10 protein-coding genes are annotated in these 11,996 nt (G+C 60.0%); 3 read left to right on the top strand and 7 right to left on the bottom strand.

The genetic code is table 11. The annotated features are described in order from the left end of the window. Nucleotides 1-190: 190 nt before the first annotated feature. Nucleotides 191-823 (top strand): hypothetical protein, encoded by a 633-nt coding sequence (locus ACKLNA_RS27025; protein ID WP_065260651.1) that lies wholly within the window; start codon nucleotides 191-193, stop codon nucleotides 821-823. A 51-nt stretch (nucleotides 824-874) separates the two neighbouring features. On the opposite strand, the gene ACKLNA_RS27020 is transcribed toward ACKLNA_RS27025, so the two are convergent. From ACKLNA_RS27020 to ACKLNA_RS27010, 3 genes are all read right to left on the bottom strand, one after another. After that, nucleotides 875-2,401, bottom strand: coding sequence for a SulP family inorganic anion transporter (locus ACKLNA_RS27020; protein WP_408987656.1), 1,527 nt, complete (start codon nucleotides 2,399-2,401; stop codon nucleotides 875-877). Nucleotides 2,402-2,491: 90 nt separating this feature from the next. Further along, on the bottom strand, nucleotides 2,492-3,223 hold the full coding sequence (locus ACKLNA_RS27015; RefSeq protein ID WP_114880899.1) for a carbonic anhydrase: 732 nt from the start codon (nucleotides 3,221-3,223) through the stop codon (nucleotides 2,492-2,494). 215 nt (nucleotides 3,224-3,438) lie between these two features. Continuing rightward, on the bottom strand, nucleotides 3,439-4,497 hold the full coding sequence (locus ACKLNA_RS27010; RefSeq protein ID WP_408987655.1) for a PA0069 family radical SAM protein: 1,059 nt from the start codon (nucleotides 4,495-4,497) through the stop codon (nucleotides 3,439-3,441). Nucleotides 4,498-4,730: 233 nt separating this feature from the next. Between ACKLNA_RS27010 and ACKLNA_RS27005 the strand changes: the two genes are divergently transcribed. Continuing rightward, entirely contained in the window at nucleotides 4,731-5,033 is a 303-nt protein-coding gene (locus ACKLNA_RS27005) for a hypothetical protein (protein ID WP_408987654.1), read from the top strand. Nucleotides 5,034-5,086: 53 nt separating this feature from the next. Here the strand turns inward: ACKLNA_RS27005 and ACKLNA_RS27000 are convergent, their stop codons facing one another. The 3 genes from ACKLNA_RS27000 to ACKLNA_RS26990 are packed head-to-tail and all read right to left on the bottom strand — an operon-like array spanning nucleotide 5,087 to nucleotide 8,934. After that, nucleotides 5,087-6,388, bottom strand: a complete 1,302-nt coding sequence (locus tag ACKLNA_RS27000) for a c-type cytochrome (protein ID WP_408987653.1) — start codon at nucleotides 6,386-6,388, stop codon at nucleotides 5,087-5,089. A gap of 12 nt (nucleotides 6,389-6,400) precedes the next feature. Further along, nucleotides 6,401-8,185, bottom strand: coding sequence for a GMC family oxidoreductase (locus tag ACKLNA_RS26995; protein ID WP_408987652.1), 1,785 nt, complete (start codon nucleotides 8,183-8,185; stop codon nucleotides 6,401-6,403). Nucleotides 8,186-8,187: 2 nt separating this feature from the next. Next, entirely contained in the window at nucleotides 8,188-8,934 is a 747-nt protein-coding gene (locus ACKLNA_RS26990; RefSeq protein ID WP_408987651.1) for a gluconate 2-dehydrogenase subunit 3 family protein, read from the bottom strand. 300 nt (nucleotides 8,935-9,234) lie between these two features. Here ACKLNA_RS26990 and ACKLNA_RS26985 point away from each other — a divergent pair, with 300 nt between their 5' ends. Next, on the top strand, nucleotides 9,235-9,879 hold the full coding sequence (locus ACKLNA_RS26985; RefSeq protein ID WP_248744369.1) for a dual specificity protein phosphatase family protein: 645 nt from the start codon (nucleotides 9,235-9,237) through the stop codon (nucleotides 9,877-9,879). On the opposite strand, the gene ACKLNA_RS26980 is transcribed toward ACKLNA_RS26985, so the two are convergent. Further along, on the bottom strand, nucleotides 9,866-11,917 hold the full coding sequence (locus ACKLNA_RS26980; RefSeq protein WP_408987650.1) for a M3 family metallopeptidase: 2,052 nt from the start codon (nucleotides 11,915-11,917) through the stop codon (nucleotides 9,866-9,868). The two genes, ACKLNA_RS26985 and ACKLNA_RS26980, sit on opposite strands and share 14 nt — an antisense overlap. Nucleotides 11,918-11,996: the final 79 nt, after the last annotated feature.

The raw sequence follows: 11,996 nt of genomic DNA, 5'->3' as shown, positions 1-11,996 counted from the left end.
AAATCGAATGAAACAGCTGGCACTTGCGTTCCAGGGCACGAATGGAGAAGGATGCAGACGAGTGGTGGCAAACCGATATAACGCAGGTGTATCAAGGATGAAATAATTATGACAAATGCGTCTTAGCATTTTTCGTAAGCCAGCTAAGTTATGTCTTCCCTATTTCATTGCCTTGTTTCCTGGAGTTTTCATGAACACCGCCGCATTGCGCGAGCAGATCCACATAGCCCGACAACACGAGATCGAAACCGGAAAGCTGACCCGTCAGCTCGAAAATCAACTGCAACACCTGCACCCGGCCATCCAGTTGCCGGAAACCGACGCCAACGGCGTGCTGACGCGTTTTGTCGCCGCCTACATCGATGAAGTGCCAGACCTGCTGGATGCAGCCAATGAAGTCGCCAGGGAAGCGGGAATCGAGTCACAGATCAAACCGGTGCTGAAAATCGCCGAACAGTACTTTCTCCAGCCGCCGGTCGGCCTGGACAGTCTGCTGGACGAGGCCTATCTGGCCCACCGCTTTGTCGAAGAGGTCAACGACCTGTACATCAAGCATTTCGGCCAGCCACTGATCCCCCTGGACATGACGGTTGCCAATCTGATTGCTCACCAGTTACTCGGTGAGGAATTTGCCAATCAACTCGATGAAGTGGTGCACCACGCGGTGGACAGCATGCTCGACGACGACAGCTTTGCGCTGGAGTCGGTGGAGGCCTACCGCGAGAAACTCAGCAGCCCGGACACCGGTGCGGCGTGGAAACGCTGGCCGTGCATGAGTCGCCGTCTGGGCGTGGGCCTGGAACTGGATCAGCCTGCGGCTTGATCTCGGCGCAAACGATTGGGGGAACAGATTGCTCTGTTCCCCCAGGTTTTTTCAGCCTGCCGCACCGATGCCGGTAGTGGTACGGATTCTCCCCTCAAGCCTGCGTTTCAGTCCTCGCGACTCGATCAACAGCTTCGAACCCTTGGCCGCATTGGCCCGGCCCCACTCCTCCAGCAGTTCCAGACAGGAATGGTCGATGTAGCTCAGGTTGTTGAGCGGCACATGCACCGTCGTGGCTGGCGGAATGCTGCCCAGCACCTGCGTCAGTGCCGGCACCTTGAGGAATGTCGCCGCGCCCACCAGGCGCAATTCCATTTCCCGGTCCTGTGGCAGATCGATCAGGCTGATCTTCAGTCGCGAAGCCTTGAACGCCAGTTTCACCAGGGTCAGGCCGAAACCGATCAACACGCCGGTCAACAGGTCAGTGAAAATGATCGCCAGCGCTGTCGCCGCGTAGGTGAACATCGGCATTCGGCCATAACGCCCCAGGCCACGAAAGGCCTTGAGATCTACCAGTTTGAAACCGGTGTAGACCAACACCCCGGCCAGGCTCGCCACCGGAATGCTTTGCAGCAGACTCGACAGCAACAGCACGAAGGCCAGCAGCCACAGACCATGGAAAATCGTCGAGTAGCGCGTGGTTGCGCCGGCCTGGACGTTGGCCGAACTGCGCACGATCACCCCGGTCATCGGCAACGCGCCCACCAGACCGCAGAGCATGTTGCCGACCCCTTGCGCCGACAGTTCGCGGTCGAAGTCCGAACGCGGGCCGCTGTGCATTCGATCCACCGCTGCGGCGGACAGCAGGGTTTCGGCACTGGCGATGAACGCCACGGCAAACGCGGCGATCAGCAGCGTCGGGTCGGCCAGGTTCAGCAGATCCGTCGGCTTCAGCCAGTCGATGGCTTCGGCGAGATTCGCCGGTACTTCAACCCGTTTGACCTGCAGCGCCAACAACAGGCTGGCGCCGGTTGCCAGCCCGACACCGAGCAGCGCGCCGGGAATGAAACGCAGCGAGTGCGGGCGGAATTTCTCCCACAGCCACATCACGGCGATGGTCGACAATCCGAGCAACCCGGCCTGCCAGCCAAAGGACGGCAAAGCCTGCGCCACTGCGCCGGGGAACGCTGTCAGGTTGTCCAGCCCGGAGGGTTTCGGCGCGGCATCCAGCATCACATGCACCTGTGAGAGCACGATCAGCACGCCGATCCCCGCGAGCATCCCGTAGACCACCGCTGGCGCCGTGACCCGGAACCAGCAACCGAGCTTCAGACGCCCGGCCACCAGTTGCAGAAAACCGGCGAGCAGCAGGATCGGCCCGAGCATCTCGATACCGTGCTGGCGCACCAGCTCGAACACCAGTACCGCCAGCCCCGCCGCCGGCCCGCTGACCTGCAACGGCGACCCCGCCAGCCAACCCACCACCAGACCCCCGATGATCCCGGTAATCAGGCCTTTGGCCGGCGGCAACCCTGAAGCAATCGCAATGCCCATGCACAGTGGCAGGGCGACCAGAAACACAACCACCGAAGCCAGCAGCTCCCGTGGCAACACCGCTTTCAATTGAGCCGCACGCATGATGACTCTCCCGAAGTTTTCTTCAGGCGTGGCGAAGCCGGGTCGCTTGAACTGCGACCGGCGTCAGACCACACGGATTTTTAGGAGGATTCAGAAGCGCGCTTTGGGCGTCGCCACCGGAATCGGATGGCTGCCGTCGAGCGGCAGGAAGCGTCCCTGATCCGCGTCGTAAGCTTTGATTTCGCTGGTTTCGATGTTGTAGACCCAGCCATGGATGAACAGATGACCGTTCGCCATGCGCGAGGCTACCGAAGGATGGGTACGCAAGTGCTGCAGTTGGGCGATGACGTTTTCCTCGGTGAGGATCGGCATGCTTTCTTTTTCGTCGGTGCAGTTGCAGTTGTCATGCACCATGGTTTTCGCAACTTCGGCGTGGCGCAGCCAGGCTTTGACCGTCGGCATCTTTTCCAGGCTGCCCGGGTTGAGTACCGCGCGCATGGCGCCGCAATCGGAGTGGCCGCAAATGATGATGTGTTGCACGCCAAGCGCCAGTACCGCGTATTCGATGGCGGTGGAAACGCCGCCGTTCATCTGGCCGTAGGGGGGAACCACGTTGCCGACGTTACGGGTCACGAACAGATCGCCGGGAGAGCTCTGGGTGATCAGTTCGGGAACGATGCGCGAGTCGGCGCAGGTGATGAACATCGCCCGTGGCGACTGGGCCGTGGCGAGTTTCTTGAAGAGTTCTTCCTGTTGCGGAAAGACCTCATGATGAAAATGCAAAAAGCCGTCAACGATATGTCGCAATGCTGCATCGGCGGAAACCGCCCCAGGGACGGCTTGCGCCGACGCAGCCAACGGCTGTTTATCCTTGTCACTCATGATTCATCCTCTTTGGCGGATTCGGGGAGTCATTCCCGTGTATTCCGGTATGAAGCCAGTGGCTGTTTAAAACATCCGGGCCGTCCTGACCCGTCAGTCACTCGATGAGCACGGTAACCGCCGAAACTTAACTCAAACTGAATGAAGCGCTCTAGAACGTGTGTTCCAGGTCACAAAAAACGTGACTGGGGTGAATCTGGTCAGTCATTTCCTCCTTAAATCAGCGCCATCTGGCGACCCGGCGGGCAAAAGGCTGTGCAGTCGAGATTGAAACCTTCGCGGTGATTGAGTCCCAGGCGTTTCAACGCCTTGGCGAATCGCTGGGCGAGCAGGTCGGCAAACGGCCCTTCACCGCGCATCCGGGCGCCAAAACGGCTGTCGTACAGCTCGCCGCCACGGCTCTGGCGGATCAGGCTCAACACATGGGCGGCGCGTTGCGGGTAATGCGCCTCGAGCCATTCCTCGAACAACGGTGCCACTTCCAGCGGCAGGCGCAGCATCATGTACGCGGCGCTCTGGGCGCCGGCGGCGTGGGCTTCGGTCAGCAGGCTTTCGATTTCGCTGTCGTTGATCATCGGAATCATCGGCGAGCACAGCACGCCGACCGGAATCCCCGCCTCGCGCATGACCCGTATCGCCCGCAACCGGGCCTTGGGCGCGGCGGCGCGGGGTTCGAGGATGCGTTTGAGCTCATCGTCCAGGGTGGTCAGGCTGATCATCACCGCCACCAGTCGCTGCTGCGCCAGCTCGGTCAGCAGGTCGAGGTCGCGCAGGATCAGCGAGCCCTTGGTGACGATGGTTACCGGGTGCCGATAACGCAGCAGCACTTCGAGGGTCTGGCGGGTGATTTTGTGTTCACGTTCGATCGGTTGATACGGGTCGGTGTTGGAGCCGAGATTGATCGGCGCACACTGATAGCCTTTCTTGCCAAGCTGTTCCTCCAGCACCTGGGCGGCATTGGTCTTGGCGATCAGCTTCGTTTCGAAATCCAGCCCCGGCGACATGTCCCAATAGGCGTGGCTCGGTCGTGCGTAGCAATAGATGCAGCCATGCTCGCAGCCGCGATAGGGATTGATCGAACGGTCGAAGGGCAGGTCCGGCGAGGTATTGCGGGTGATGATGGTTTTCGCCGTCTCGAAACTGACTTCGGTGCCCTGGGTCAGTGGCACTTCCTGAAACCAGCCGTCGTCCTCGGCCACCGAACGACTCGGCGCGAAGCGGTTGTGCGGATTGGTGGCGGTGCCGCGGCCGCGTGGGGGCAAGAGGCTGGTCATCACGGGTTTCCTTGTTCTGTACATGCATACAGTATCTGCAAGGTTGCGGATGATCCACTACCGTTCGGCCGTCCATCAATAAAACGCGCGGTTAGTTATAAGTTTGTTTAGATGTAAAGTTGTAGTGGTGCAAATTAAAGAAACATAAGGCGGCTGTTCGTTTGTTATTCAAGTTTGTAGTATTCACTCCGCTTCACAACACTTGATCATATAAAAGACAAAAGGAATTGATGATGTCGTTTTTTAATTCGCGCGGTATTTTTCTGCAACTTATGCAGCCCGGCCCGTCGGAGCCCAATACACTGGTGTCCATGCAACTTGCACGTAAGGAACTGGGCTGGGATGCCGAGGCTGGCGAGCAGACTGAAAGGCTGGTTGACCCGATTTTTGTTACCGCAACCTCCCTGGATGGCGGCCATACCTTCAGCATTGGCCGTCTGGAGCACGATGTGGATCGTGACGGTGAAATCGGTGAGCAGGATCGGGCCAAACTGGTTGCCCTGGCCAAAGCCTATGCCAGTATTACCAACCCGTAACAGCGATTGAATGAATAACCCCTGCATGATTAGTCATGCAGGGGTTATTGCGTTTAGTTGTGAATTGTTACTTGTCCAAGGTCGCCGGCTGATGTTGTGTTCATATCGTCGGTACGTAACTTGGCAACATCTTTCGCAGTGACGGCGGAGCCCTTGTTACCCCAACTTCCACGAATAAAGCTCACGACATCCGCCACTTCCTGATCCGACAGACGCCAGGCAAAACCCGGCATGGTGAAAGTGGATGGTGCCGTGTGCGTTGCAGGCAGGGTGCCGCCCTTGAGCACGATGTGGATCAACGAGGTCGGATCCTCCGATTGCAGCACCGGATTGCCCGCCAACGCCGGGAAGACCCGGGTGTAGCCGTGGCCGTCAGTACGGTGGCAGGCTGCGCAGTTGTCGATGTACACCGAGGCGCCACGCTGACTGTCATCACCATTCCACAAGGCCTTGGCGGCTTTCTCGTCGTATTGATGCGGCTGGTCGGCAGGATCGTTGGCCGGCAGCGATTTCAGGTAACGGGCAATCGCGGTCAGGTCGGCATCGGTCATGTACTGCATGCTGTGGGTGACCACGTCGCTCATGCCGCCGAACACTGCACTGCGGTCGCTGCGGCCGGTCTTGAGGAACTGCACCAGCTGCTCTTCGCTCCAGCTGCCGAGGCCGTCCTTGTGGTCGCCGCGCAGGCTTTTGGCGATCCAGCCTTCCAGCGGCGCACTGCCTGACAGAAAACTGCTGCCTTCGGCCGCACTCAGGGATTTTTCCTGCATGGTCAGGGCCCGTGGCGTATGGCAGGCGCCGCAATGTCCGAGGCCTTCCACCAGATACGCCCCACGGCTGACGACGGCATCGTCTGACGCGGGTTTGTAGTCCTCGACCTTCGGCGCGAACAACCAGCGCCAACCCATCAGCGGCCAGCGCATGCTCAACGGCCACGGGATGTCGCTGGCCTTGTTCTCCTGTGCCACCGGCTCCACGCCGTGCATGAAGTAGGCGTACAGCGCCTGCATGTCATCCTGACTGACGCGGGCGTAGGACGGATACGGCATTGCCGGGTACAACGTACTACCGTTTTTGGCGACGCCATGCCGCACGGCCTGGTCGAACTCCTCGAAGCTGTAGCCGCCCAGCCCGGTATTGTCCGGGGTGATGTTGGTCGAAAAGATCGTGCCGATCGGGGTTTCCATCGGCAGGCCGCCGGCGAACGGCTTGCCGTCCTTGGCCGTGTGGCAAGCCACGCAGTCACCGGCACGGGCGAGGTATTCACCTTTTTTGATCAAGGATTGATCTACTTCGGCGCCATGAACGGCAACGCTGCCAAGCAGCGCCAGGGTCGCGATAACGAGAGTCTTCATGGTCATCGCTCCTTAAGCCTGAACCAGCGGGCCGGGGTTTTTCAGGTATTGCTCGCGGATCGCCTTCGCCGACCAGTAGGTCAGTGCGGCAACCAGCCCGGTCGGGTTGTAACCCAGGCCCTGTGGGAACGCCGAGGCACCCGGGACGAACACGTTGTGTACGTCCCAGCTCTGCAAGTAGCGGTTCAGGGCGCTGGTCTTCGGATCAGTACCCATGATCGCGCCTCCGTTGAGGTGGGTGGTCTGGTAGGACGCCGTGTTGAAGTGCTCGCCGACTTTCTTGCCAAGCACGGCAATGGCTTTCGGGCCCATGGCTTGCGCGACCTTGCCCATCTTTTCGACCATGAAACGGTTCATCTTGATGTCGTTTTCCTGCCAGTCGAAGGTCATCCGCAGCAGCGGCAGGCCGTAGGCATCGCGGTACACGGGGTCCAGATCAAGGTAGTTGCCACGGTAGGACTGATGCGCACCGTGAGCGTCCATCGACACCTGGTGGGTGTAGTAATCGGCGGTCGCGCGTTTCCAGTCACTGCCCCAGGCCGGCGTGCCCGGCGGGTTGGAGGTGCCGGCAATCGGTCGGCTGCCGGCCTGGTTGACCCACATCGGCGAGCCGCCGACGAAGCCGTGCGGCCCGTGGTCGAAGTTATCGGCGTTGAAATCGTCCAGCGCCACGCCATTGCCGCCGGCGCCGATGAAGTTGTTGGTGTGGGTGTCCTTGTCGAAGAACGCCTTGATGGTCGCCATGTTCTGGTAGGCGAAGTTACGCCCGACCACGCCTTCACCGCTGATCGGGTCATACGGCTTGCCGATACCGGAGAGGAGCATCAGGCGCACGTTGTGCAGCTGGAACGCACCGAGAATCACCAGATCCGCCGGTTGCTCGATCTCGCGGCCCTGGCCATCGATGTAGGTGACGCCGGTGGCTTTGGTTTTCGTGCTGTCGAGGTTGACCCGCAGGACGTGGGCGTTGGGCCGCAGTTCGAAATTCGGCAGCGGTTTCAGCGCCGGCAGAATGTTCACGTTCGGCGAGGCCTTGGAATACATGTAGCAAACGTAGCCGCTGCAGAAACCGCAGAAGTTGCACGGGCCCATCTGCGCGCCATAAGGGTTGGTGTAAGGCCCTGACGTATTCGCGGAAGGCAGGTTGTAGGGTTTGTAACCGACCTCTGTAGCCGCTTTGCCGAACAGCTGTGCGGAAACCGTGTTCTTCTGCGCTTCCAGCGGGAACGGGTTCGAGCGATCCGGCGCGTACGGGTTGCCGCCCTTGCCCTGGCCGACCAGTTGGCCTTTCACGGTCCAGGCCTGGCCGGAGGTGCCGAAGACTTTTTCGGCGAAATCGAAGAACGGTTCCAGCTCTTCATAGCTGACGCCGAAGTCCTGGATGGTCATGTCTTTGGGGATGAAGCTTTTGCCGTAGCGTTCTTCGTAGTGGCTGCGAATGCGCAACTCGATCGGATCGACACGAAAGTGCACGCCCGACCAGTGCAGGCCGGCACCGCCCACGCCATTGCCCGGCAGGAACGCACCCAGCTGGCGGTTCGGCAGGGCGATGTCGTTGACGCTGTGGCGGATGGTGACGGTCTCTTTGGAGATGTCCTGGAAGAGTTTTTTCCGCACGCTGTAGGTGAGTTCGTCGATCACCTGGGGATAGTTGCCGTCAGGGTAGGTGTCCTGCATCGGCCCGCGCTCCAGCGCCAGCACGTTGAGGCCAGCCTCGGTCAGCTCCTTGGCCATGATTGCGCCTGTCCAGCCGAAACCGACGATCACCGCGTCGACCTTCTTCATTACCGCTGCCATGCTCACGCCCTCTCGCCGCGAATCGAAACTGCCGGGAAGGGGTATTGCTCGTTGCGTTCCACCCAATCCATGAAATCGGCGCGGGCGCCGGGGAAGCCGATCATGGTCCAGCCGACCATGCCTTTATTGCCACCGTGGATCGGGTCGCAGAAGAACCCTTCCTTGGTGTTTTGCAGCAAAAGATTGAAGAAAATCTTCGCCGGAACACTGTCGAATTGCGGTTTTCCGGCCTCAAGCTGCTTGAGCAAATCGTCTCGGGTAGCGCTGTCTTGCTCGGCAAATGTTTTACCGTTGAGGGATTTTGTCCACTGATCCGTGGCGGCGATGCCGAGGCGATAGATCTCTTTTGGCACCAGTTTGCTCTGCCAGCCCATCTCGGGCGCAGCGTCGGCGTTGAACGGGCCTTGCATGTACCACAGGGCACCGGCGGCGTACGGGGTGTTCATCTGACGGTCGATATATTCCGGCACGCCGGCCTCGAGAGCGCCCGGGCCCTGGGCATCGTTGGGGATCAACTGCGCGACGGCGGCATTGATGAACGCCCACTCTTCGGCGGTGAAGTAGCTCGGCTGGTAGGCGCTTGTCTCTGCTGCAACCGGTTTGGCGGGGGCCGGGGCTGGCGAGCTTTCGGGAGCCGCTTGCAGCACGCTGCTGCCCAGTCCGCTGCCGGCGAGGGTGACCACCGGAATCAGGGTCAGGGATTTGCGCAAAAACTCACGCCGCGGGTTGTCTCGATCTTGATCAGACATGGGGGTGCACCTCATCAGGCATTGATGGTTATCAGCCGTTTCTGGGGACGGCTTTTTGAGTGGTCGGTTGCAACGTGGCCGGAAATGACCCGGAAAAGGGGGACGCGTCTGCAACATGATGTGACAAATGGTAGCAGCCTAACCAACCGGATGAATCGATTCAGCCGAAAAAAAGCCCAGAAATTCGACGAAGGAAGTCTCCGGCTTCACGTTTCTTTGACAATCGCCTCACAGGGATTTGACTGGACAACCCGCAAGCTGCCGCCCTCACTGACGAATCCCACACGGTCACCGCACAGCATGTCCTTGAAGCGTTTTTCCTCCGCGATCTGTTTCTCGCTGTTTGCCCTGCTCGGCTCGATTTCGGCCCATGCCGCAGATGCGCCGGTTTCTCGCCCTCCGGAATGGGCCCAACCGGTCGAAATGAAATACAACTTCTTCCAGATGTCGCCCACGCTCTATCGCAGTGCGCTGCCTGACGCCGGCGCCGTGCCGTTGCTGCAGAACCTGAAAGTGGCCACGGTCATCAACTTCCTGCCGGAAGAGGACTCGAGCTGGTTGAAAACCCCGGGCATCAACCAGGTGCAATTGCCGTATCGCACAAATCATGTCGATGACGCCGACGTCCTCAAGACCCTGCGTGCGATCCAGACCGCCGAAGCCAACGGCCCGGTGCTGATGCATTGCAAGCACGGCTCCGACCGCACCGGCCTGATGGCCGCGATGTACCGCATCGTGGTGCAGGGCTGGAGCAAGGAAGACGCCCTGAACGAAATGACCCAAGGCGGCTTCGGTGAAAGCGGCCACTTCAAGGATGGCGTGCGCTACGTGATGCAGGCTGACGTCGACAAGCTGCGTACTGCGCTGGCCAATGGCGATTGCAGCACCAGTGCGTTCGCTACCTGCTCGATGAAGAGCTGGTTCCAGACCGTCAATCTGAAGTAACCCGCCGGATGATCGGTCGGCCAGGGCACAGTTCTTCACTGACCGGCCGGCCGATGAATGTTTCAACAGCCTCAAGCAACGAGCGACCGGCTCCGGGCGCCAAGAACGTTTCCCGGAACGCCCGGCCGGTCTGCGCGTTGAACACCCAGTCACGACTGAAGCGCTTGAACGCTTCCTGAGCCAGCACCCCTGACCAGACATAGGCGTAAACCGAAGCGTCGTATTGGGTCACCATGTAATCGAAACCATTGGCGAACCGGTGACTGTCGGGCAGTTGCAGGTGGCCCATTGTGCGTTGCACGTCGGCGCAAACCTCTTCGACAGAACGCCCGTCGCCGTGGGTGGTGTGCAGCTCGAAATCGATGAGCGCGCCCATCAGTATCAAGGCCTGTTGTCGATTGGAGTGGGCCTCGGTGGCCGAGAGTGCCGCATCGACCCTTGCAGCGCTCAAACGCTCGCCGGTCTGGAAATGCGCACCGAGCCAAAGCACGAACTCTCGCGACTGACACCACAGCTCGAATAACTGACCGGAAAACTCCGCCGCCTCATGGCCCAATTGCTGGATTCCGGACAGGGAGTGATGAGGTGAACGCGTCAGTACGTGCTGAAGGCAGTGGCCAAACTCATGAAAAAGTACCCGCAGGTCGTTGAGTTCGAGTCGACAAGGATGGCCGTCGGTGGCCGGCGTGAAATTGCTGTAGAGCACGGCAATGGGTAGCGCCGGTCGGCCTTCGGCGTTGATCCGGCGATTGCGTAGCGTGGAAGTGCCAGCGAAATCCGCAGCGGTATCGCGGTGAAACGGGTCGAGGTAGATGTAACCGACGACCAGTTCATGCTCGCGGATCTCCAGCAGCCGCACATCGTCATGCCAGTGTTTCCCGCCGATCTGTTCGACGATACGGATCACGAACATGCGTTCGCAGAACAGACAGAGCCGGAGCAGGGTGCCATCGAATTCGAAGTAATCACGCAGGTTATCCAGCGCTCCGCGAAACTCTTGCTGACGCCATTGCTCGGCGAGAAATTCCTCATCCCATGGCTGGACCCGGTCGATTCCCTGTTGCCGGGCGAAGGCAGCCAGTTGTTTTGCGTCCTGCTCCAGGATGGGGGTCAATTGCGCAACCTGGCATTCGAGAAACCCCCTGACCCAGGCCGTCGTTCCGGCCATGCTTTTTGCCAGACTCAGTTGCGCAGTGTTTTCGTGGCCAAGCAAGCGGGCTTTCTGCTGGCGCAAGGCAAGCAGCTTCGTCAGCACCGGGCCGTTGTCGAAGCGCCCGGCCAGCGGCCCCTGATCGGACGCGCGGGTCGCATAGGCTACGCAGCATTCCTCGCGCAACGCACGATTCTCGGTGTATTTGAGGATGTGATGGCAGGTGTTCTGGTCCAGGCGAATCAGCCAGCCGTCATGTCCGGCCTCGCGTGCGGCGCGCGCCAGGCGATCCTTCATCGACGGGGACAGTCCCGCAAGCAGTGCAACATCGTCGACCCGTTTGCTCCAAGTCTCGGTCCAGCGTTCGAGGTGGGTCAAAAATGTGGATTCAAGTCCGCCGATCTCAAGGTTCAACCGGGCCAGTTCCTGCTGTTGCGCGGTGGGAAGCTCTATGCCCGATTGCCTGAATTTGTGCAGTATCCGCGCCAGCACGGTCTTGCGTGATTCATCGAAACTGGCAGCGATCGAGCTCTGCGTCAAACGCTGGTAGGCCTCGTACAACGGGCGATTGCGGTTTTTTTCGGAGCGATACTGGTTGAGCGCGAGATGGGCTTTGGCGATTTCCTCAAGCCAGGTGGTGTCGTCGGATCTGATCGTGGACAGCGTCTCGAGAATCGACCGAAATTCACTGAGGCGGGCATCGGCTTCGTCGATGCTCAGTACCAGATCGTCCCAGCCGGGATGCTCCAGCTGAGTGGAGAGCACTTGCGCAATGATTCGTCGGTGGTCGGCAATGATGCTGTTGATTGCCGGCAGCAAATGCTCGGCGCGAATCGCCGGCCAGGGCGGCAGCGTCCAGTGTTGCAGGAGGGGATTGGAGTCAGACATGGCAGCTTCCTTCGAGGCATGGCGGAAACGGCCAGCCTACGAAGCAAGTGCAGGGGACAGGTGTTAAGCCAATACCACC

The sequence above is a fragment of the Pseudomonas sp. UV AK001 genome, from assembly GCF_046097675.1.
Taxonomy (GTDB): Bacteria; Pseudomonadota; Gammaproteobacteria; order Pseudomonadales; family Pseudomonadaceae; genus Aquipseudomonas; species Aquipseudomonas kribbensis.
This window is presented reverse-complemented; position numbering and strand designations above follow the sequence as displayed.

Bases quoted from the DNA above. Each gene is read 5' to 3' on its own strand.
- ACKLNA_RS27025 (WP_065260651.1), top strand. From the start codon at position 191: ATGAACACCGCCGCATTGCGCGAGCAGATCCACATAGCCCGACAACAC.
- ACKLNA_RS27015 (WP_114880899.1), bottom strand. From the start codon at position 3,223: ATGAGTGACAAGGATAAACAGCCGTTGGCTGCGTCGGCGCAAGCCGTC.
- ACKLNA_RS26995 (WP_408987652.1), bottom strand. From the start codon at position 8,185: ATGGCAGCGGTAATGAAGAAGGTCGACGCGGTGATCGTCGGTTTCGGC.
- ACKLNA_RS27010 (WP_408987655.1), bottom strand. From the start codon at position 4,497: ATGACCAGCCTCTTGCCCCCACGCGGCCGCGGCACCGCCACCAATCCG.
- ACKLNA_RS27005 (WP_408987654.1), top strand. From the start codon at position 4,731: ATGTCGTTTTTTAATTCGCGCGGTATTTTTCTGCAACTTATGCAGCCC.
- ACKLNA_RS26990 (WP_408987651.1), bottom strand. From the start codon at position 8,934: ATGTCTGATCAAGATCGAGACAACCCGCGGCGTGAGTTTTTGCGCAAA.
- ACKLNA_RS27020 (WP_408987656.1), bottom strand. From the start codon at position 2,401: ATGCGTGCGGCTCAATTGAAAGCGGTGTTGCCACGGGAGCTGCTGGCT.
- ACKLNA_RS26985 (WP_248744369.1), top strand. From the start codon at position 9,235: ATGTCCTTGAAGCGTTTTTCCTCCGCGATCTGTTTCTCGCTGTTTGCC.
- ACKLNA_RS27000 (WP_408987653.1), bottom strand. From the start codon at position 6,388: ATGAAGACTCTCGTTATCGCGACCCTGGCGCTGCTTGGCAGCGTTGCC.
- ACKLNA_RS26980 (WP_408987650.1), bottom strand. From the start codon at position 11,917: ATGTCTGACTCCAATCCCCTCCTGCAACACTGGACGCTGCCGCCCTGG.